Origin of the sequence: Jidongwangia harbinensis (genome assembly GCF_020216025.1) — a bacterium.
Lineage (GTDB): Bacteria > Actinomycetota > Actinomycetes > Mycobacteriales > Micromonosporaceae > Actinoplanes > Actinoplanes harbinensis.
In genome coordinates this window covers 210991-232653 of sequence record NZ_JAIWNC010000018.1, presented here as the reverse complement: position 1 = coordinate 232653, position 21663 = coordinate 210991, and the positions used below count along the sequence as shown (strand labels likewise).

General features: G+C 72.2%; 19 protein-coding genes. 10 read left to right on the top strand and 9 right to left on the bottom strand.

Translation table 11 applies throughout. From position 1 onward, the window contains the following. Positions 1–530: 530 nt before the first annotated feature. From galT to LDL48_RS22880, 4 genes are all read right to left on the bottom strand, one after another. On the bottom strand, positions 531–1622 hold the full coding sequence (gene galT / locus LDL48_RS22895; protein ID WP_225257236.1) for a galactose-1-phosphate uridylyltransferase: 1092 nt from the start codon (positions 1620–1622) through the stop codon (positions 531–533). Next, positions 1619–2395: a DeoR/GlpR family DNA-binding transcription regulator gene (locus tag LDL48_RS22890; RefSeq protein WP_225257235.1), complete on the bottom strand. Its 777-nt coding sequence runs from the start codon at positions 2393–2395 to the stop codon at positions 1619–1621. Before LDL48_RS22890 ends, galT begins: the two co-directional genes overlap by 4 nt. 107 nt (positions 2396–2502) lie before the next feature. Further along, entirely contained in the window at positions 2503–3417 is a 915-nt protein-coding gene (locus LDL48_RS22885) for a glycosyltransferase family 2 protein (protein ID WP_225257234.1), read from the bottom strand. Next, entirely contained in the window at positions 3417–4358 is a 942-nt protein-coding gene (locus LDL48_RS22880; RefSeq protein ID WP_372472184.1) for a sulfotransferase, read from the bottom strand. Before LDL48_RS22880 ends, LDL48_RS22885 begins: the two co-directional genes overlap by 1 nt. Positions 4359–4421: 63 nt before the next feature. Between LDL48_RS22880 and LDL48_RS22875 the strand changes: the two genes are divergently transcribed. Then, positions 4422–5204: a WecB/TagA/CpsF family glycosyltransferase gene (locus LDL48_RS22875; protein WP_225257232.1), complete on the top strand. Its 783-nt coding sequence runs from the start codon at positions 4422–4424 to the stop codon at positions 5202–5204. A gap of 162 nt (positions 5205–5366) precedes the next feature. On the opposite strand, the gene LDL48_RS22870 is transcribed toward LDL48_RS22875, so the two are convergent. The 5 genes from LDL48_RS22870 to LDL48_RS22850 form a co-directional block, all read right to left on the bottom strand. Beyond that, complete coding sequence (locus LDL48_RS22870; RefSeq protein ID WP_225257254.1) at positions 5367–6077, bottom strand: ABC transporter permease; 711 nt, start codon at positions 6075–6077, stop codon at positions 5367–5369. Beyond that, the gene (locus LDL48_RS22865) at positions 6077–6973 is read right to left on the bottom strand and encodes an ABC transporter ATP-binding protein (RefSeq protein WP_225257253.1); all 897 of its coding nucleotides are present in this window, start codon (positions 6971–6973) and stop codon (positions 6077–6079) included. The genes LDL48_RS22870 and LDL48_RS22865 overlap by 1 nt, the downstream gene beginning before the upstream one ends. Positions 6974–6984: 11 nt before the next feature. Continuing rightward, positions 6985–7848 carry an ABC transporter permease gene (locus tag LDL48_RS22860; protein WP_225257231.1) on the bottom strand — a complete coding sequence of 288 codons (864 nt, stop codon included), beginning with the start codon at positions 7846–7848 and terminating at the stop codon, positions 6985–6987. Beyond that, a complete protein-coding gene (locus tag LDL48_RS22855; protein ID WP_225257230.1) occupies positions 7841–8755 on the bottom strand; it encodes an ABC transporter ATP-binding protein in 915 nt (304 codons plus the stop codon). Before LDL48_RS22855 ends, LDL48_RS22860 begins: the two co-directional genes overlap by 8 nt. Positions 8756–8834: 79 nt before the next feature. Beyond that, positions 8835–10151, bottom strand: coding sequence for a glycosyl hydrolase (locus LDL48_RS22850; protein WP_225257229.1), 1317 nt, complete (start codon positions 10149–10151; stop codon positions 8835–8837). A 115-nt stretch (positions 10152–10266) separates the two neighbouring features. Here LDL48_RS22850 and LDL48_RS22845 point away from each other — a divergent pair, with 115 nt between their 5' ends. The 9 genes from LDL48_RS22845 (at position 10267) to LDL48_RS22805 (ending at position 21638) form a co-directional block, all read left to right on the top strand. Continuing rightward, positions 10267–11361 carry a hypothetical protein gene (locus tag LDL48_RS22845; protein WP_225257228.1) on the top strand — a complete coding sequence of 365 codons (1095 nt, stop codon included), beginning with the start codon at positions 10267–10269 and terminating at the stop codon, positions 11359–11361. 98 nt (positions 11362–11459) lie between these two features. Further along, entirely contained in the window at positions 11460–12968 is a 1509-nt protein-coding gene (gene cysC / locus LDL48_RS22840; protein ID WP_225257252.1) for an adenylyl-sulfate kinase, read from the top strand. 116 nt (positions 12969–13084) lie between these two features. Continuing rightward, positions 13085–14863, top strand: coding sequence for a tyrosine-protein kinase domain-containing protein (locus tag LDL48_RS22835; RefSeq protein ID WP_225257227.1), 1779 nt, complete (start codon positions 13085–13087; stop codon positions 14861–14863). After that, the gene (locus tag LDL48_RS22830) at positions 14860–16248 is read left to right on the top strand and encodes a hypothetical protein (RefSeq protein WP_225257226.1); all 1389 of its coding nucleotides are present in this window, start codon (positions 14860–14862) and stop codon (positions 16246–16248) included. Before LDL48_RS22835 ends, LDL48_RS22830 begins: the two co-directional genes overlap by 4 nt. Further along, entirely contained in the window at positions 16245–17474 is a 1230-nt protein-coding gene (locus LDL48_RS22825; protein WP_225257225.1) for a hypothetical protein, read from the top strand. Before LDL48_RS22830 ends, LDL48_RS22825 begins: the two co-directional genes overlap by 4 nt. 2 nt (positions 17475–17476) lie before the next feature. After that, entirely contained in the window at positions 17477–18355 is an 879-nt protein-coding gene (locus tag LDL48_RS22820; RefSeq protein WP_225257224.1) for a sulfotransferase family protein, read from the top strand. Further along, positions 18352–19899: an MATE family efflux transporter gene (locus LDL48_RS22815; RefSeq protein ID WP_225257223.1), complete on the top strand. Its 1548-nt coding sequence runs from the start codon at positions 18352–18354 to the stop codon at positions 19897–19899. The genes LDL48_RS22820 and LDL48_RS22815 overlap by 4 nt, the downstream gene beginning before the upstream one ends. Then, complete coding sequence (locus LDL48_RS22810; RefSeq protein ID WP_225257222.1) at positions 19896–20627, top strand: methyltransferase domain-containing protein; 732 nt, start codon at positions 19896–19898, stop codon at positions 20625–20627. Before LDL48_RS22815 ends, LDL48_RS22810 begins: the two co-directional genes overlap by 4 nt. Positions 20628–20633: 6 nt before the next feature. After that, positions 20634–21638, top strand: a complete 1005-nt coding sequence (locus LDL48_RS22805) for a glycosyl hydrolase (protein WP_225257221.1) — start codon at positions 20634–20636, stop codon at positions 21636–21638. The last annotated feature ends 25 nt before the right edge of the window (positions 21639–21663 follow it).

Below are 21663 nucleotides of genomic sequence, written 5' to 3'. Positions count from 1 at the left end.
TGAACTGCGGCGTGAACGCCCGCCGAGGCCTCGACCGTTTCTTCCCCACGCTCTCCATGATGCTGGACATCCTCCCGGAGCCCTACGGCTCCTGATCTCAGATGTCCGCCAAAACGGGGCAGGCCCAGTTTGCGGTGCTGTGCGCTGCGGGGAGTTGCGGTGCACTCCGTGCCCCAACTCCCCACGCGGTCTGCGGTGCTGTGCGCTGCGGGGAGTTGTGGCGAGCTCCGTGCCCCAACTTCCCACGCGCGACCTGGGCTGCAATCGGGGTGAGCTCGGTGCCCATTGTCGTCACACCCGTGCCCGACTGGCGCCGCCCCCGTTGCCGTCCACCGCGCGCCCCGGCACCCAGAAATCGTCGATCTTGGAGCCGTGGTGCCGGAATTGTCGATGCGATGCGGTTTTCGTCGCCACCACAAGTCCAAGATCAACGCTGCGGGGCGGTACGAACGCCGCGCGGGGCGGCACGAACGCCGCGCGGGGCGGTGCGCAGCCGCGGGGCGGCGCGGGCCGCTGCGGGGCGGCTGGGGTCAGGGGACGTCGCGGAGTAGCTGGGCGGCGGTTTCAGGGACTATGTCGTTGACGAAGGCGCCCATGGCGGATTCCGAGCCGGCCAGGAACTTCAGCTTGTCGGCGGCGCGCCGGATGCTGAACAGCTGCAGGTGCAGGTAGCCCAGCTCGCGTCCCTCGCCCACGACCGCCTGGTGCCACGCCGAGATGTACGGCATCGGCATGCCGAACAGGCCGTCGAAGCGGCGCAGCACGTCCAGGTACAGCGGCCCGAACGCGTCCCGTTCGGCGTCGTTCAGTGCCGGGATGTCGGGGACCTGGCGGTGCGGCGCGAGTTGCACCTCGAACGGCCAGCGGGAGGCGGCCGGCACGTACGCGGTCCAGTGCTCGTTTGCGCCGACCACCCGGACCTGCGCCTTCCGCTCGGCCTCGAGAACGTCGGCGTAGAGGTTGCGCCCGCCGGAGCGGGCGGCGTGCCGCACCGCGGCGGCCAGCATGGCCCGGGTCCGGGGCGGGACCATCGGGTACGCGTAGATCTGGCCGTGCGGGTGGCTCAGCGTCACGCCGATCTCGATGCCGCGGTTCTCGAACGGGAACACCTGGGCGACCCCGGGCAGCGTGGACATCTCGGTGGTCCGGTCGGCCAGGGCGTCGAGCACGGTACGTACCCGGGCCGGCGGCAGCGCCCCGAACGAGGTGTTGTGGTCACTGGTGAAGCAGACGACCTCGCAGCGGCCGACGCCGGGACGGACCGGGACGAGTTCGGTCAGCTCGTCGATCTCGCCCGGCTTGACCCGGTCGGAGAACGACGGGAACTGGTTCTCGAACACCACCACGTCGTAGTCGGGCGCCGGGATCTCGCTGGCGAACTCGGGCGTGGACGGGCACAGCGGGCAGGCGTTGGTGGGCGGCAGGAACGTCCGGGTCTGCCGGTGCGCGGCCACGGCCACCCACTCGTCGACCAGCGGGTCCAGCCGTAACTGCGACGTGGGCGGGGGTGGCGGCAGGTGGCGGGTGTCGGCCTGGTCCCGCGCGGCGCCGGTGGTCTCGTCGAAGTAGACGAGTTCGCGGCCGTCCGACAGCCGGATGGCGGTCCTTCTCGCGATGGTCACTGGGCGCTCACCACCATCACCTCGGAGACCTGTTCCTCCAGGAGTGCCCGCGCCGCCGGTTCCAAACCGTCGTCGGTGATGAGCACGTCGGCGCGCTCCAGGGAGACGATCGAGGAGATGCCGACGGTGCCCCACTTGGTGTGGTCGGCCAACACGACGAGTCGTTCGGCCGCCTCCACCAGCGCGCGGTTGACGTCCGCCTCCATCAGGTTCGGGGTGGTGTAGCCGGCCCGCTCGCTCATCCCGTGCACGCCGAGGAACAGCATGTCCAGGTGCAGGGTGCCGATCGCGGCGACCGCCACCGGGCCGACCAGCGCGTCCGACGGCGTGCGGGTGCCGCCGGTGAGGACCACGGTCTGGTCCGGGCGCCCGGCGCGGTAGAAGATGTCGGCGACCGGGATCGAGTTGGTCACCACGGTCAGCGAGGGCACGTCGACCAGCCGCTGGGCGAGGCCCGCGGTGGTGGTGCCGGCCGAGAGCGCGATGGCGTCACCGGGTGAGACCAGGGCGGCTGCCCGCATCGCCATCGCGGCCTTCTCGGCACGCTGCCGGACGCTCTTCGCGGCGAATCCCGGCTCGTGTGCCGAACCAGGGCTGACCGTGGTCGCTCCGCCGTGTACCTTCGCCAGCAGCCCTCGCTCGGCGAGCGCCTCGAGGTCGCGCCGGATGGTCATGTCGGAGACGCCGTACTCGGCGGCGAGTTCACTGACCCGCACCCCGCCGGCCGCACGGACCCGGTCCAGGATGGCCGACTGGCGCTGTTGCGCCAGCATCAGCAGACAACCGAACTACGCCGCGGCAACCGCACTATTTCGAACACAGGCGAACACTACCTGGTGATCAGGTGTGCGCAAAAGAGTGATGTTTACCGCTAACATTCCTAGATGCCCCGACCGCGCTTGTGCAGGGCCGAGAGAACGTTCTCTACCTTGACAGCTCCGGTCATAGCGGCCAGCGCGATCGCGGTCCGCGGTTCCCGCCAGTTGGCACGCACCGCCTCCTTGCTGAACTGCCACGCCTGGCTCCGGTTGCCACTCGCCGCGGACCAGCACGCCAGCTGGCCGTAGACCCGGGCGGCGCCGGGCTTGCAGCCGCTGATCTCCGGATGGCGTTGCATCATCCAGCGCAGCGACGAGATCTTGGTGGCGTACTCGTAGGCGTAGTGCGACGAGCGGCCCCACAACACCCGGACCAGCGGCTCGTCCAGGTGCACGATCGGGGCCCGGCGGGCGGCCCGGAGCAGCAGGTCCCAGTCCTCGTTCTGACTGCCCGGCGCGTCCTCGGCGACCAGGCCGATCCGATCCTCGAACAACGCCTCCCGGCGCACCAGGAACGACGACGAGTGCAGCATCGCCATCCGGGAACGGGCCAGCTCGTCGATCGTGACGCGGCTGTGCCCGGCGAGCCGGGGCGTGGTGCGGCCCTCGAACTCCACCTCGATCGCACACGTGGCGAACTCCGAGTCCGGCTCGGCCAGCAGCGCGGCCACCTGGCGGCGCAGCTTGTCCGGTGACCAGAGGTCGTCGTCGTCGCAGAACGCCACCAGTTCGGTGTCCAGGGCCAGGATGCCGGTGTTGCGCGCACCGGCCAGCCCGGCGGTCCGCCAGTTCGTCAGCACCAGCACCGGCGTGCCTTCGGTGGACGCCAGCAGGTAGTCCGGCTCGGTCTGGTCGTACACGACGACGACCTTGATCTCCCCGGGGTAGCACTGTTCGCGTACCGCGGCGATGGCCTTGCGGACCAGCTCCGGTCGGTCGCGGGTGGGGATCACGACGCCTACGGACGGCCAGTTCATCACGCCTCCTGGGACACTTCAGCGGGGTTCAGCGGGTAGCCGTAGGCGCGCAGCATCGGGCCGCACACCGCACCGACCAGCCGGCGCTGGGCCGGCGGCAGGGCCCGGACCCAGGCGTCGTCGCGGCGCAGCTGCAGGCGGCCGACGGTGAAGCGCATCGGGTTGCCGGCGGCGCTGTGCCCGACCGAGAGATCGGCGTACTCCGGTCGCAGGAACGCCAGGTCGGCCGGCGTCAGGGTCAGTCCGGCGAAGTCCGCGAGGCGGATCAGCGCGGCCCGGGGGTCGGTGAGGAACTCCTCGTACTGGATCCGCCGCACCGCGACGCCCCGGCGGGCCAGCAGGCCGAACGCCGCGTTGTGCGCGTTCCACAGCAGGGCGGAACGGCCGGGGGAGTAGCGCGTCATCTCCTCGGTGCCGTCGGTCTCCGGCCGGGACACGGTCTTGGTCCAGGAGTACGCGACCCCGCGGGCGTCCCGCACCACGTGCACCACCCGCAGGTCGAGGTCGTCCGCCCAGCGCAGGACGTGGGCGAGTGCGCTGTGCTTGGACGAGTCCACCACCACCCGGGCGCCGGAGATCTCGGCCGCGGCGGCGTACACCCGGGCGTAGTAGCTGGCGTACTCGCGTACCTCGGTCATCGGCATCTGTCCCGCGGCCAGCCGCGGAATGTGCCGGGTGCGTTCCACCGCGTCGCGCAGCGCGTGTACCCGGTCGACGTCGACGTTGCCCCAGCCACCGAACGCCCGCTCACCGACCCGCTTCCAGAACGAGCAGCCGGAGAACCGCGCGCCGCAGCCGCAGCGCTCGTCGTCGCGGACGTCGCGCTGCCACAGGTGGACCAGCTCGCCGAGTGCGCACACGGAGGGCAGCTCGCCGAGGAGGCGCTCGACGAGCGTGGTACCGCTTCGTCCCAATCCGCCCAGATAGAGCACCCGTGCCACTTTGTCCCGCCTTCACTCGTTTCGCTCCTATAACGAGCGAACAAGCCTGAAGGAGGCGTTGGGTTGTCAATCGAGGCATTCGACCGCGTGCACCTCGACGGAACCGGTTTCGACCGGATCACCGAATCCGAAGTGGTGGCGATCGTCCGCGACGCCGTCGCGTCGGGCCGCGGTGGCCGGATCGTCACCCCGAACATCGACATCCTGCGGCAGGCGAAGGTCAACACCGCGGTACGCGCCTATCTCGACGACGCCGACCTGATCGTCGCGGACGGCATGCCGCTGGTCTGGGCCAGCAAACTGACCGGCACGCCGCTGCCCGAACGGGTCGCCGGCAGCAGCCTGATCTGGTCACTGTCCGAAGGGCTGGGCCGGGACGGGCGATCCATCTTCGTGATCGGCGGCAACCCGGCGACCCCGGAGGAGGACAACGGCGCGATCCGGGCGGCCGTCCGCCTCGGCCGGGCGAGTCCCGGCCTGCGGATCGCCGGCACGCTCTGCCCGGAGCCGGGCTTCGAGGACGACCCCGAGGTGTACGCCGAATTCTGCGCCGCCGTCCGGGACGCCGCGCCGGACCTGGTCTTCGTCGGGCTCGGATTTCCCAAGCAGGAGAAGGTGATCACCCGGCTCCGGGACGAACTCCCGCGGGCCTGGTTCATCGGCTGCGGCGCGGCGGTCAACTTCGTCGCCGGGGACGTGGACCGCGCGCCCCGCTGGATGCAGCGGACCGGACTGGAATGGGCGCACCGGCTGGGCACCGAGCCGGGCCGGCTGGCGTCGCGCTACCTGCGTCACGACGCCCCGTACGCCCTGCGCCTGCTGACGGCGTCCGCGGCGCGGCGCTGACGTTGGCGTGTGTGCCAGTGGAGCGCTCCAGTGGTACACCGACGCTGTTATGGGGGCCGGAAAACAGCGCTGGTGTACCAGTGGCACGGCAGTGCTCTTCTGGACCCCGGGAAACGACGCTGGTGTTCCACTGGAGCGCTCCAGTGGAACACCAGCGTCGGGTCAGCTGGTCTCGCCGGCCATGCTGAAGGAGCGGAGCCGGTCCACCGCCGCCACCGTGCAGCCGACCGTGATCAGCACGCTCAGCACCACCGCGACCGGCAGCGACACCCGCGCCACCAGCAGGTCGCTGGAGGAGATCCGGTCGGCGAACGTGATCACGTACTGCTCGATGGAGAGCACCCGGGTCCCGCTCACGAACCGGCCCAGCAGCCCCTCCCACACCAGGATGTAGACCAGCCCGAGCAGCACCGGCCGCCGGGTCACCAGGCTGAGCAGCAGGAAGAACGCGGAGTACGCGCACGCGCCCACCGCCGCGCCGACCGCCAGGCCCACGCCCAGTTTCGCCGAGCCGGCCAGCGCCCCGGCGATGAACAGCGGCACCGCGCAGGTCACCGCGCTCACCACGATGGCCACGCCGAGCTTCGCCAGGATGATGTCGCGGCGGGGCATCGGCTTGGTCAGGATGTGCACCAGCGTGCCGTCGTCCACTTCGGAACCGAGTACGCCGGTGCCGACGATCAGGGAGATCACCGGCAGGACCACGGCCAGGCCGAGGCCGACGAGCACCGGTGTGCCCCAGTCGGTGGCGGGCACGTCGTACGACCGGCAGAGCAGCGCCAGCCCGACCAGCAGCAGTGGCAACGGCAGCAGCAGCAGCGCCCGCCGGCGGCCGAACAGGCCGCGGGTGGTGATGTAGGCGACCGTGGACATCATGCCTCCAGCAGGTAGGAGAAGACGCTCTCCAGGGATTCGTCGGACGGCAGCAGCTTGCGCAGCCGGATGCCCTCGCCGAGGGCGATGCGGGGCAGCGCGCGGGTGAAGCTGCCGTAGTCCGACGCCCGGACGGTGAGGCCGGTGGCGTCGATCTCCACGCCGCTCACCGACTTCTCGGCGATCAGCGCCACCGCGAGCCGCCGGTCGTCGGAGGACTGCACGGCGAACACGTGCGGCCGGTTGGTCATCAGCCGGCGGATCTCCCGGTAGTCGCCGGACGCGGCGAGCCGGCCCGCGACGATCACCTGGACGGTGCCGGAGACCTGCTCGACCTCCTCCAGGATGTGCGAGGAGAACAGGATGGTGTGGCCGCGTTCGCCGAGCGAGTGCAGCAGCGTCATCATGTGCATCCGCTGGCGCGGGTCCATGCCGTTGAACGGCTCGTCCAGCAGCAGCACCCGCGGGTTGTGCACCAGCGCGGCGGCCACCCGGGTGCGCTGCCGCATGCCCTTGGAGTACGTGCCGATCCGGCGGTCCTTCGCCTCGGTCATTTCGACCAGGTCCAGCGCCCGGGCGGCCGCCGCCTTCGGGTCCGGCAGCTTGTGCATCTTCGCGTTGGCCACCACGAACTCCTCGGCGGTGAGGAAGCCGTGCACCGCCTCGCGTTCGTTGACCAGGCCGAGGTGGCGGTACACCTCCGGGTTGCGCCAGGTCGGCTTGTCGTCGAGGGTGACCGTGCCCTTGGACGGGTTGAGGAAGCCGGCCATCATGTGCAGCACCGTGGTCTTGCCGGCGCCGTTCGGGCCGAGCAGGCCGGTGACGCCCGGCTCCAGGCGCATGGTGATGTCGTTGACCGCGACCACGTTGCCGTACCAGCGGGAGACGTTCTGCATTTCCACCGTGCTCACAGCGAAGCCACCTTCCGGTATCGGGCGAGCAGGAGCAGCAGGCAGGTGGCGATCAGGGCGAGCGCCTCGATCAGGTAGACCACGCCGAAGCGGCCCAGGTCGAGGCCGATGTTGCTGGCCGGGATCAGCCAGGTGCCGACGCCGGCGACCAGCGTCATGGGGCTGGCCAGCCCGGAGAGCTGCTGCGCGTCGGTGGACGGCAGGATGGAGAGGACACCGACCACCGGGGTGGTCATCAGGAACACCGCGACGATGCCGCCGGCCGCGAATGCCCGCTTGCCGGTGAGCGACGCGATGAGCAGCCCGATGGCCGCGAAGACCACGGCCCAGAGCACGCTGTACGCCCACGCCGGGAGCAGGTCGCCGACCTCGTTCCAGACCCCGCGCATGCCGGTCTTGGTGGTGAAGGCCGCGCCGAGAAACATGATCAATTGGGGTACGCCGAGGAGCAGCCAGACGCCGGTGACCAGCGCGGCGAACTTGGCCCACACGTAGTCGGCGGCGCGCAGCGGCCGGCTGAAGTACAGCGGCAGCACCCCGGACCGCATGTCCCGGGACACCAGTTCGGGCGCCACGATCGCGACGAACAGGATGACCAGCCAGCTCATCGCGTCGGCGAACTGCACGTAGTTGAGTGCCACGATGCCGGCCTGGGCCCGGACCGCGGCCAGGATCACGGCGACCAGCAGCACGATGCCGGCCACCATCCAGGGAAAGATCTTCGCCTTCGCGGACCGGCCGAAGCCGAACGCGGCGCGCAGCCCGTGCACGTACATCGCGGTCAGCACCTGCAGCCGGCCGAGCCGCGGCCCGGTGTACCGCTGGTACCCGATGTCATGGATGACGCTGGCCTCAGACATCGGCCGTCTCCTTCGTGGCGAAGAGCTCCGCGACGTGGTGCCGTCGCTGGTCAAGGCGGTGCAGCGGCAGTTCCAGATCCGCGACGGCCTGCAGGATGCGGTCGTAGGCGGCGTCGGACTCCAGCGGCACGAGCAGCAGCCGGTCCTCGCGCGCCACGGTAAGCCCGAGTTTGGTGAGCGCCTCCGCGAGGGCGTCCGTACCCTCGCTGACCTCCACCGCGAGCACGTCGGACGCCGCGGTCATCTCGGAGATCCGGTCGGCGCGCAGCAGCCGGCCGCCCTCGATCGCGATGAGCGAGTCGCAGATTCGCTCGACCTCGCCGAGCAGATGCGAGCAGACCACCACGGAGATGCCGAACTCGGTGCCGATCCGGTGGATCAGCGCCAGCATGGCGTCCCGGCCGGCCGGGTCCAGCCCGTTGGTGGGCTCGTCCAGCAGCAGCAGGTCGGGGTCGTGCACGAGCGCCTGGGCCAGCTTGACCCGCTGCTTCATGCCGGTGGAGTAGCCGCCGATCTGCCGGTACCGCTCCTCGTAGAGGCCGACGTGGCGCAGCGCCTCGGACGCGCGCTCCCGGGCCGCGGTGCGCGGCAGTCCGCTGATCCGGCCCAGGTGGGTGACGAACTCGGCGGCCGAGACGTCCGGTGGCAGGCTGTCGTGCTCGGGCATGTAGCCGACCCGGGCGCGTACCTGGTCCGGGTTGACGGTGGGATCGATGTCGAAGACCCGCACGCTGCCGCTGGACGGCGCGAGCAGACCCAGCATGATCTTGATAAAGGTGGACTTGCCGGCGCCGTTGGCGCCGACCAGACCGATGACGCCGGGCTCGACGGTGACCGTGAGGTCGGACAGCGCGGTCACCCGCCCGCCGTAGGTCTTGGTCAGCGCGTCAGTAACGATGAGGCTCACCGGCACAGCGTAGGAACTCCAGGCACGCAAGCGGATCGGGAACAACCCCGATCCGCCCCCGAGTTCTCTCAGCGTGCTCTCAGGAAACGTCGCGGTCGACCCGGACCCGGAAGACCGGCAGGCTGCCGAGCCGGCGGTACGCCCGCAGTGATTCCCCGGTGGCGTCCACCCGTGAGTCCCGGCCGTCCTGGTTGTGCGGGGTGTCGAAGTAGACCAGGGCGCGGAGGTTCGGGAAGCGCGGCAGCTGCCGGCCCACCTCGCGGTAGAAGTCGGGTTTGTGGCCGGGGTTGCGCTTCGACGACCACACGCCCCACTCGGCGACCATCAGCGGCTTGTCCGGGTGCCGTCGGACGGCCCAGTTGTAGAAGCCGGGCCACGCCGGCTTGCTCTTCGCGCGCCGGTTGAGCAGTTCGGCGAAGTCGCCGTGGCCGTATCCGGGGTCGCTGTAGGCGTAGGTGTCGAAGCCGATCCAGTCGACCACGTCGTCGCCGGGGTACATGTCGTGGAACCAGCTTTTCGTGGTGTGCGGCACGTACGCCATGTGGATGAGCACGCTGACCACGTTGTCCGCGCCGCGGGACCGGAGCCGCTTGATCACGTACCGGAACATCGCGGCGTAGTCGGCGGCGGTGTAGCCGGAGCCCTTCCGTTGCCGGACGTTGTCCTCGCCCTCGTGGTGCACCGCCAGGAAGAAGTCCTCGGGATAGTTCCGCTTGAGGTGGGCGGCGAGCCGGTCCAGGAACGCGTCGGTCTTGGCGTCGCCGCGGGCGATCTCGGCCCAGGACGCCCCGGCCGGCTTCCAGTTCAGCAGCAGGATCCGCTCGCGGCCCTTCTGCCGGGCGATGGCGATCTCCGTCTTGGTGGGGAAGATCTGGTTCGTGCCCCGGTGGTAGGCGTGGAAGACGTTCTGATGCCGGCCGGTCTTCTTCTCGAACCTCGCCAGGGCGTCGGCGCCGCGCCGGTCGGTGAACGCGCCGGGCGCCACGCCCCACAGGATGCCGCAGGTGGGCACGAGCTTCACGCCGGTGCGGCAGGGGCCGCCGGTGGGCGCGGTGGACGGGCGCGGCCCGCCGCGGGCGGTGACCGTGGCGGTGGTGGACGCCGCCGCCGGCGCGGCCGGTGTGGCGGGTGCGGCGGTGCGGCCGGGCGCGGCCGGGGCGACGGGGTGCGGTCGTTGCGGCCGCAGGGGTACGCCGGGTTCGGGTCGGGTGCCGACCGGCTCCGGTCCGGGTAGCGCCGGTCCCTGCACGGTGGGATCGCCGGAGCCGACGGTCAGGCCGAGCTGGTCCACGCCGCCGGTCCAGGCCCAGGCGAGCGTGGTCACCAGGGACAGCACGAACGCCGTGGTCACGGTCGCGGCGTGCAGCAGCGGGGAGCGTCGCGCAGATCGTGTCACAATTGCGAAGTATTAAACCTAAAGTACGTTTTGTCGACTACCCCGACCATGAACCGGAGGCCGTTCCGCTGCGTCGTAGGGTCGACCGGCGCGTCGCCGGAGGGTGGGGGAGACCATGACGACGGCAACGGTCTGGATCGGCGGCGACCTGCCGGCCTACACCGCGGAACGTCTGCGCGAGATGGCCGCGGCGTCGCCCGGCCGTCCCCGCGAGCTGTGGATCCATCCGGCCGACGGCCCGCGGATGCCGGGTGTCTCCGCCATGGCGAACCAGGCCGGCTTCGCGGTGCGCGACCTGATGGCCGCGGCCGACGATCTGGCCCGGGTGCTGCCGCGGGATTCCGGCTACACCGGGCAGACGTTGCGCGACATCTGGACGTACGAGATGCGGGCGCACGGCGAGGTGTCGGTCAAGGACATGGCCGTCTTCCTGGTCGGCGCCCGCACCGGGGACGTCATCACCGACCTGTCGGTGCGGCCGTCGCCGGGCGCGGACGGCCTGCGGGGCGGTGACCTCACGTTCCCCATGATCGACGCTCGCGAGGACGCCGTCCTCTACTCCGCTATGGACCAGGGCGGCAATCCCTACGACCTGGACAACGACGACGCCCTGATCCCGATGCCGAAGATCGACATCTGGGCCTTCCAGGTCCGGCCCGGCGGCCCGGGTCAGCAGGTCATGGGGCTCGCCGCGAAGAACATGATCGACCGGTACTTCGCCCTGGCCCAGCAGGACATGGTCGAGGGCAAGGCCGTCGTGCGACCCGAGGACGTGGCGCAGGGCCGGTTCCTGCCGACCGGCATCCAGCCCGGCTCCCGGCTCGCGGAGAAGGCGAACCCGGCCAGCGCGTGGCGCATCTCGCTCACCGGCGAACTCGCCGCGCACGCGTTCTACGACGCCTACCGTCAGCTGCGCGGTGTGGCCGGCCAGAATCCGAACAACGGCGCGCCGATGCGGGTGGTCACCCCGGAGCAGTGGGCCCGGGACAGCTGGTCGGTCGCGCAACCGTCGGAGAACGTCCGGGTGGCGGCGGACGCCGGGCTGACCAAGACCCTCGAGAACTCGTGGAAGCGGGAGGCGTTGGCGCGGATATCCGCGGCCACCATGCAGTGGGACCTCGGCTCCCGGTCCGGCTCCCGGGGGCCCACGCCCTCGCCACCGGCGTCGCTGCGGCGCGTGTCGCCGCCGGCCCGCTCGCCCTCTCGCTGACCGGCAACCCCGACCGGAGCCCGTCTCGACCATTGGCCGAGCAGACTGTCAAACTGTCCTCCAGTCGGCTGCAGGGGGATTACACGGTGAACGGTTCGATGCTGCCCGAGGACGTGCTGCGTGACGCGCCGTCGTACACGCCACGCCCGCACGAGCTGGCGGACCTCGAACTGCTGCTCTCCGGCGCGTACGCCCCGCTGACCGGTTTCCTCGGCCGGGCCGACCTGCTCGCGCTCCGCCGCCGCGGCCGCCTGCACGACGGCACGCCCTGGCCGGTCGCGGTCACCTGCGAGATTCCCGCCGAGATGGCCGCCCGGCTGGTGCTCGACGACCCGCTGAAGCGGACCGTGATCCTGACCGACCCGGAGGGCGCCCCGGTCGCGTCCATCGAGGTCACCGACACCTGGCCGACCAGCGACGGTCTCTACGGCATCGGCGGGCCGGTGCGCCGGATGGGCGACGGCGGGCACGGGCCGTTCCAGCGGCTGCGGCGCACGCCCGAAGAGGTCAAGGCGCTGCTGCCGCCGGGCCGGGTGCTCGGCGTGATCGCCGACCGTCCGCTGCACCGCCCGCAGCTGGCGCAGATCGCGCACGCCGCCCGTACGCTCGCCGCGCACCTGCTCATCTTCATCCCGGTGACCGGGCCCGGCCCGGACGGCCTGCCGCCCGAGGCGCTGGTCCGGTCCGTCTTCGCGGCCCGCGACCGGATGCCCCCGGCCACCATCGTGGCGGTGCCGCTGATGCCGCGCGGCGACGAGATGCGCGACGCGTTGCTGCGCGCCCGGGTGGCCCTGGCGTACGGCGTCACGCACGTGCTGTCCACCGGCGACATGCTCTCCGGCGGCGGGCTGCGGGTGCTGGTGCCGCGCGAGCTGGCCTACGACAACCGGGACGGGCAGTGGCGCTGGCGCGAGGACATCCCGCCGCGCAACCGGCGCCTGCCGATGGCCCCCGCCGAGATCGACGATCTGCTGGACCGCGGCTTCCCGCTGCCCGAGTGGCACACCCCGCCGGCCGTCGCCAAGGAACTCGCCCGGGTCCGGCCGCCGCGCCGGTACCGCGGCCTGGTGGTGTTCTTCACCGGCTTCTCCGGCTCCGGCAAGTCGACCGTCGCCCGGGGACTCGCGGACACTCTGCGGGAGACCGGCGAGCGCACCATCACGCTGCTCGACGGCGACGTGGTGCGCCGCGAACTCTCCGCCGGGCTCGGCTTCAGCAAGGCCGACCGGGACCGCAACGTGCGCCGGATCGGCTGGGTGGCCGCCGAGGTGGCCCGGCACCACGGGATGGCCGTAGCCTGCCCGATCGCGCCGTACGCGCACGCCCGGGCCGAGGTGCGCCGGCTGGCCGTCGAGGCCGGCGCCGGCTTCGTGCTGGTGCACGTGGCCACCCCGCTGGAGGTGTGCGAGCAGCGCGACCGCAAGGGCCTGTACGCCCGTGCGCGGGCCGGGCAGCTGCGCGGCATGACCGGGATCGACGACCCGTACGAGGTGCCCACGGACGCGGAACTGGTGCTGGACACCACGTCCATGTCGGTGCCGGACGCCATCGACGTGGTGCTGGCGTACCTGGTGGAGAACGGCTGGGTCGAGCCCAAGTTGACCTGAGCACCGGGGAAAGACCGTGTGGAGGAGTTACGTACCGGCATCCAGGCCGTTTACCCCTGGGGGCGAAACGCTCGAATGCCTCAACTCACTCCTCACGCGAAAGGGCCGCCGAACCGATGGATGCGACTCGCCCGGTGTCCGCCGACCTCTCGCACTACGTCGGCATGTTGCGCCGGCACTGGTGGGTCGTGCTCGCGGCCACCGGCCTCGGCCTCGGGCTCGGCGCCGTCGTCACCAGTGCGGTGCCGAAGGTCTACGAGTCGTCGGCGTCGGTGCTGGTCCAGGCCGTGGACCAGGACAACAACCAGTCCGGCGGACGCACCAAGGGCGCGATCAACCTGGACACCGAGGCCCAGCTGGTGGGCTCCGGTGCGGTCGCCGCCAAGGCCGCCGCGCTGCTCCGGTCCACCGAGCCGCCGACCGAACTGGCCCGCAACGTCTCGGTCGAGGTGCCGGCGAACACCACGGTCCTGATGATCACTTACCAGGCCGACACGCCGGACGGTGCCCAGCGCGGCTCGCACGCGTTCGCCGAGGCGTACCTGCGTAACCGCGAGGAGACCGCACGGTCCGGTCTGGACGCGCAGATCAAGTCGCTGAGCCTCAAGGTCAGGCAGCTCACCACGAATCTGACTGGGATCAACGCCCGGCTCGCCCGGACCCAGCCGGGCAGCTCCGAGCGCAGCAACCTGGAGAGCCTGCGGAGCAACTCGCAGAACCAGCTGAACAACCTGACCGGGCGGCTCAACGAGCTCACCACGACCACCATCGCGGCCGGCAGCATCATCAGCGACGCCCGCGTCCCGGACGCGCCCACCAGCCCGAACGCGCCGCTCAACCTGGCCACCGGGGCGATGCTGGGCCTGTTGTTCGGGCTGCTGCTGGCGTACGCCCGGGAGCGGCTGGACCGCCGGCTGCGCACCGCCGCGGACGTCCGGGAGCGGGCCCGCATCCCGGTGCTCGCCGCGCTCGACGAGCGGACCACGCCGCACTTCGACGACGTGCTGCAGCCGTACGGCCCGGGCGGCCGGGTGTTCAACCGGCTCCGCAACGAGGTGCTCGCCAGCCTGGCCAAGGGCGACCAGATCATCGTGGTGACCGGCGCCAGCCGCGGTTCGGCGTCCACCCTGGTCGCCGCGAACCTGGCCACCGCGCTGGCCCGGACCGGCAGCGACGTGGTGCTGATCGGCGCGCACCTGCCGGACAGCGTGGTGGACGCGGCGCCGCTGGCCCGGATGCTCGGCGTCTCCGCCATGCCCGGCCTGTCCGACCTGCTTGCCGGGCGGACCGGGCTGGCCAAGGTCCTGCAGCGCACGCCGCGCATCCCCTCGCTCCGGGTGATCACCACCGGCGGCGCGGCCACCGCGGCCGGGCTGATGCAGTCGCAGCGGCTCCGGGACACCCTGGAGGCGCTGCGCCGGCAGTCCGGATACATCGTCATCGAGGCGCCGTCGACCAGCAGCAGCGCGGACGCGCAGAGTCTGGCCAGCCTCGCCGACGCGGCGATCCTCGCGGTCGAACTGCGCCGGGCCCGCCGCCCCGCTCTGCTGGACGCGGCCGAGCAGCTGCGCCGGGTGGGCACCCCGCTGCTCGGCGCGGTGGTGCTGCCGCGGCTGTCCGGCCTGCGTACCGACGAGGCGAACGGGCCGGTGGTGTCGCTCCCGCCGCCACCGTCGTCGTCCCCGGGCGGCGGAGGCGGTCCGGCACCGGACGAGACCGCGATCCTGGACGCGGACCGCACCCAGCCGTTACGGCTGCCCGGCAAGCCGGGCGCCCGGCCCCTCCCGTCCCCGGTCCGGCCCCGGCAGGGCGACGGTGACGACGCCACCGCGGTGATCGAACTGAGCCCGGCGACCCACACCGAAAGCGTCGACGGCAAGAGCGACGAGCGGTGACCCTGCTCGCCTCCGGCGGAGCGGCGATCGGCCGTACCGCCGGTCCCGCCCATGCCGAGGCGCCCGCCAGACCGGTAGCGCTCCCGGCCTGGCCGGTGGCGAGCCTGCTCGCCCTCTACCCGCTGTGGTGGGCGCTCGGCCTGGGTGTCCTCATCTTCCCGATCCTGGCCGCGCCCATGCTGGTGCTGCTGGTCCGCCGTCGGGCGGCCGGCCGCGCGCTGCGGCTGCCGCCCGGCTTCGGCTGGTGGGCGCTGTTCCTGGCGGCCGTGGTGATCAGCATCGCGGCGCTCGGCGCGGACCCGGCGGGTACGGTCGCCGAGCACGCCACCGACCGCCTGCTCGCGGTGGTCTACCGGCTCGTCATGTACCTGGCGCTGACCGTGCTGCTGCTCTACGCCGGCAACCTGACCGAGGCGGAACTGCCCCGGCGGCGGCTGGTGAAGCTGCTCGGCTGGCTCTTCGTGATCACCGTGGCCGGCGGGCTGCTGGGCATGGTCGCCGGGCGGTTCGAGTTCACCTCGCCGGTCGAGTGGCTGCTGCCGGACGGCGTACGCAACAAGGGTTTCGTGCAGTCCCTGGTGCACCCCTACGCCGCCCAGATCATGGACATCGTCGGCGGTGACAAACCCCGCCCGGCCGCGCCGTGGGGCTACACCAACACCTGGGGCAACAACTTCTGCCTGCTGGCCGGCTGGCTGGTGGTGGCGGCCTGGACCTCGCGGAAGCTGAGCGCCCGGGTGTTCGCCGTGCTGTGCCTCGCCGTCTCGGTGGTGCCCGCGGTGGTGTCGCTGAACCGCGGCCTGTGGATCGGCGTCGGCGTGCTGGTGGCGTACGTCGCGCTGCGCTACGTCCTGCTCGGCAAGATCTGGATCCTGGTCCTGCTCGGTGCCGCCACCGCCGGACTGGTGCTCGCGCTGACCGCCAGCCCGCTCGGCGACGTGGTCGACGCCCGGCTCGACAACGGCAAGTCCAACGGCGTGCGCTCGTTCCTGGTCGAACGGGCCCTGGACGGCGCGGCCGCGTCCCCGGTGATCGGGTACGGCTCCACCCGGACCACGATCGGCGGCCGCAACTCGATCACCGTCGGCGAGAGCGCGAACTGCGAGCGCTGCGGCAACTTCACGGTCGGCGGCAACGGCCAGCTGTGGCAGCTCATCTACGCGCACGGCGCCGTCGGCACCGTCGGTTACCTCGGCTTCTTCGCGTACGGCCTGTGGCGGTTCCGCCGCGACCGCAGCGCGATCGGCATCGCGGGCAGCGCCGCCCTGCTCACCTCGTTCTCCGCGATGCTCTGGTACAACTCGCTGGCCACCCCTCTGGCCTTCATGGTCCTGGCCTACGCGCTGCTCTGGCGCAACCAACTGGAGGGGGAAGCAGAAGCATGAGTCCAGTGAGGACCGCGCCCGCGGCGCTCACCGTCGGCGACGCCGCCCTGCGGACCCAGTACCTGGCCGAGGTACTGGAACTGCTCTACCCGGCGCCGTGCGCGGTGGACGGCAGCCCGGGGGAGCGGATCGCCGAATACCTGGTGGTGCCGGACGCCCGCCGGCCGCGGCTGCTGGTGCCGTCCGGGTCGCGCAAGGTCGCCGCCGCCGCGGTACGCCGCTACGCCGAGCCGCAGTCCCGGGCCGCCCGGCTCAAGCGGGACGCCGTGGTGGCCGCGCTGCGCACCGGCGCGTCCAGCGTGCTGCTGCGCGACCGGATCCGGGTCACCGGTCCGATCGGCGAGAGCATCGACGGCTACCTGCGCACCGCGCTCGGCCGGGACCTGGCGGTGAGCGTGCACATCGGGCCGGCCCGGGCCAACCGCAAGCCGGTGCTGCAGCTGATCAGCCCGGACGGCGAGACGTTCGGGTTCGGCAAGATGGGCACCGGGCCGCTCACCCAGCGGCTGGTCAAGGCGGAGACGAACGCGCTGGTGGCGCTCGGCAAGTCGGGCCTGACCAAGCTGACCGTGCCGACCGTGCTGCACGGCGGGCAGTGGCGCGGCTCGCAGATCCTGGTCCAGTCGGCGCTGCCGGTCTGGCTGCCCCGGGCGCCGCTGGCCCCGCGTCGGCTCACCGCCGCGATGCTGGACATCGCCGGCTGCTGCGGGTACTCCACCGGCACGCTCGCCGGCAGCACGTACTGGCACGAGCTGCGCGGCCGGCTCGCCGCGGTGCAGGACCGGCCGGAAGGCGCGCAACTGCTGTCCGCCGCGGAACTGCTGGCCACCCACGCCGGGCGGACCACGCTGCGGTACGGCGCCTGGCACGGCGACTGGGCGCCCTGGAACATGGCCAACCTGGCCGACGCGCTGCTGGTCTGGGACTGGGAACGGTTCGCCACCGGGGTGCCGGTCGGCTTCGACGCCGTGCACCACGACCTGCAGCGGCGGATCCAGTCGACCGGCGACGCCGCGGGCGCCGTGGAGTCCACCGTCCGGAAGGCCGGCGAGCTGCTCGCGCCGTTCGGGGTCGACGCCGGCGCCCGGGAACTCACCGCGCTGCTCTACCTGGTGGACCTGGCGGCGCGGTACCTGACCGACCGTCAGGCCGAGGCGGGGGCCCGTCTCGGCGTACTCGGCACCTGGCTGCTGCCGGTGCTGATCCGCAGGGTTGAGGAGCTGTAGCAGTGGACGTTCGCAACGTGCCCACCCCGGTCAAGCGGGTGGTGCACCTCGGTTCCCGGTCGTACGGCCGGATCACCGCACCCGCGCGGATGATCCCGTCGTTCCTGATCTGCGGCGGGCAGCGCTGCGGCACCACCTCGCTCTACCGGGCGCTGGCCGCGCACCCGGTGGTGCTGAAGGCGGTGCTGCACAAGGGCGTGCACTACTTCGACACGTCGTACCGGCACGGCATGTCGTGGTACCGCGGGCACTTCCCGCTGCAGCGCAGCGGAGACAAGATCAAGCAGCGGTACGGCGTACCGGCGCAGACGTTCGAGTCCAGCCCGTACTACATGTACCACCCGCAGGCGGCCGCCCGGATCGCCCAGGATCTGCCCGGCGCGAAGCTGGTGGTGCTGGTCCGCGACCCGGTCGAGCGGGCGTACTCGCAGCACGCGCACGAGGTGGCCCGCGGCTTCGAGCAGGAACGGGACTTCGGCAACGCGCTGGCGCTGGAACGGGCCCGGCTGCACCGGCAGGAGGAACGGCTCGCCCAGGACCCGGCGTACTACAGCTTCGGCCACCAGCACCACGCCTACCGGGCCCGCGGCGAGTACGCCCGCTACCTCAGCGTGATGGCCCAGCACGTCGGCCGGGAACGCATCCACGTGGTGGAGAGCGAGCGGTTCTTCGCCGACCCCGAACCGGTGTACGACGAGGTGCTCGAGTTCCTCGGCCTGCCCACCGACCTGGCGAAGCCGCCGTTCGAGCGGCACAACGCCCGGCCCCGCCCGGCCGACATGGACCCGGGCATCCGCCGCGAACTCACCGCGCACTACGCCCCGCACGACGAGGCGCTCGCGATGTGGCTCGGGCAGCCGCCGGCCTGGCGTACCGCGTGACCGCAACCACCGCGCCGGGCACCGGAACCGGCACCCGCGGGGTGGCCCGGGGCGGCCTGGCCGGAATGGCCGGGTCGGCCCTGGCCGGTGCCACCGGCGTGGTGGTGACCTGGGTGGTCGCCCGGGTACTCGGGCCCGAGGAGGCCGGCGCGTTCTTCGCGGCCACCGCGGCGTTCGTGCTGATCGGCGGCGTCGCCAAGCTCGGCACTCAGACGTCGCTGGTGTACTGGCCGGCCCGGCTCCGCGCCACCGGCCGCGAACACCTGCTCGGCACGTGCCTGCGTACCGGCCTGGTGCCGGTCGCGGTGCTGGCCGCGGTGCTGGCGGTGGCGATGTGGGTGGGTGCCCCGGCGATCGCCCGGCTCACCGCCGCGGACTCGCCGCACGTGGTGGCCGGGCACACCGCCGGGCTGCGGATGCTGGCGGTGTTCCTGCCGCTGCAGGCGCTGACCGACGCGCTGCTCACCGCCACCCGCGGCTACCGGGCCATGCGCCCGACCGTGGTGTACGACCGGATTCTCCGCAGCGCGCTGCAGTTGCTGCTGGTGGGTGCGGTCGGCGTCGGGACGCTGTGGACGGCCGCCTCGCTGCCCTGGTTCGCGCTGGCGTGGGCGGCGCCGTACCTGCCGGTCACCGTGCTCGCGGCGTACGCGCTGCGGCGGACGTACCGCGCGGGCCGGCCGGACGCCGTGCGCACCCGCCGGCGGGAACGCGCCGGGCTGCGCCGCGACTTCTGGCGGTTCACCGGGCCGCGGGCCGTGGCCAGCGTCGCCCAGCTCGCGTTGCAGCGCGTCGACGTCCTCCTGGTGGCCGTGCTCGGCGGGCTGGCACCGGCCGCGGTCTACGCGGTCGCCGGCCGGTTCGTCGTGCTCGTGCAGTTCGCCAACCAGGGCGTGTCCCAGTCGGTGCAGCCGCGGCTCGCCGAGGCGCTGGCGGTCGGCGACCGGCGCGCCGCGAACCACCTCTACCAGACCGCGACCGGCTGGCTGGTGCTGGTCACCTGGCCGCTGCTGCTGCTCGTGGTGCTGTTCGCCCCGGTCTACCTGAGCCTGTTCGGCGCCGGGTACGTCACCGGCGTGCCGGTCGTCGTGGTGCTCGCCGCCGCGATGCTGTTCGCCACCGGCTGCGGCATGGTCGACATGGTGCTGGCGATGGCCGGCCGCACCTCGTGGAACCTGGTCAACGTGCTGGTCGCGCTCGCCGTCGCGGTCACCCTGGACGTGGTGCTGATCCCGCGGCACGGCGCGCTGGGTGCCGCCACCGGCCTGGCCGGCGCGCTGGTCGTGAACAACCTGCTGCCGCTGATCCAGGTCGGCCGGGCGGCGCGCCTGCACCCGTTCGGCGCCGGCACGCTGACCGCGGCGCTGCTGTCGGTGTGCTGCTTCGGCGTCCTGCCGCGAGCGGTCACCGCGGTGGCCGGCACGTCCGCCGCGGCCCTGTCCGTGGCGCTCGGCCTCGCCACGCTCACCTTCTGCGCGGGGGCGTGGCTGTGCCGCGGCCCCCTCGCGCTGGACGCCTTCACCCGAAAGAGGAGGACAGCATGACCGACTACACCAAGGTGTTCCAGGACGCCGGGGCGGTCGACAAGTACGAGCACGTCACGTACGCGCCGGACAGCTACGCCACCCGGATCAACGAACGGCAGCAGGAGTACCTGCGGGCCCTGGTCGCAGGTGAGTTCGGCGACCGCCGGCCGGTGCACCACGACTTCGCCTGCGGGACCGGGCGGGCCATCCGGACGCTGCACGGGCTGGTCCGCGAGGCGCACGGGTACGACACCTCGGCCGAGATGATGGCGAAGGCCGCCGAGGTGGGTTCGCAGGCCGCCTGGCACCAGGTCGCGGTGGACGGCCCGGTGCCGGACCCGGTGGACGCCGGCCGGCCCGTCGTGGTCACCATGTTCCGGCTGCTGCTCAACGTCGACGACACGGTCCGGGACCGGGCGCTGGCGTTCGCCGCCAAGGCGCTGCCGACCGCCGATGCCGGCGTGCTGGTGGTGGAGAACCACGGCAACGCCAGCTCGGTGCGGCACCTGCGGGCCCGCCGGCACGCCGGGGAACGCTGGTTCGCCGAGCTGTCCCACGAGCAGGTGGCGGAGTTGCTGGGCCGGCACGGGTTCGAGGTGACCGAGCGGCGCGGCTTCTCCATGCTGACGCCGTCGCTGCACGGCAACCCGCTGGCCCGGGCGGCGGACGCGGCGGCGCGGCGGTTGCCGGGTGCGGACTCGTACGCGGTCAACGTCCTCTACACGGCCCGCCGTACCCGGGGGTAGATGACCGTGCGCGCTCTCCCCCCGTGGGCGTCGGTGTCGTTGATCGCGGTGCTGGTGCTGGCCGGCTGCACCGGGCCGGACAAGCCGGAGCCGGAGCCCACCCCGTCGCCCGACCTGACCCGTGCGCCGGTCGGCATCGCGGTCCAGTCCGGCCCGTTCGACGCCGGCCCGTTCGCACCGCCGGCCGAGGGCGCCTACCTGGGCGCGTGGATCAAGCCGGCGGAGCTCACCCACGCCGGGCGCCTGGAAGCCGTCGACACGCTGGAACAGGACCTGGGCCGGCGGCTCGACATCGTCAACACGTACCGCCGCTTCGACCAGATGGTCGGCACCGAGAGCGACCGGGAGTTCCTCGACCAGGACGCGAACCTGATGATCAGCTGGGCCACCGGCGACAACCGGTCGATCACCACCGGCGAGCACGACCGGCTCATCCGCCAGCAGGCCCGCGCCATCCGGAAGGTCCGGGAGCCGGTGCTGCTGCGGATGCGCTGGGAGATGGACCGGCCCAACCTGCGCGCAACCATGTGGTCCGGCGCCGACTACATCGCCGCCTGGAAGCACGTCCGGGCCATCTTCGCGGCGGAACGCGCCACCAACGTGTCGTGGGTGTGGTGTCCCACCGCGGAGGGCTTCATCCGGGGCGACGCGCCGGACTTCTATCCGGGCGACGACCAGGTCGACTGGACCTGCGTCGACGTCTACGCCGGCAACGTGTTCCAGCCGATCGGCACGTTGATGGAGCCGTTCCTGCGCTGGGCGGCCGAACGCCCCAAACCGATCATCATCGGGGAGTTCGGGGTGGCGAAGGCGTGGGGATCGGACGGGCGGGCCGCCTGGCTGCGGGACGCCGAGCGGACGTTCAAGGCGAACCGCCAGATCAAGGCGGTCGTCTACTTCGAGTCCGATCCGGAGGGTAACGGGCCGAAGCAGCAGTTCCAGCTCACCGGCGACCGGGCGGCGTTCCGCGCGTTCCGCCGGCTGACCGAGGACCCCTACTTCAACCCGTGATCTGCCGGCCGCCTCGTTGAGCGCC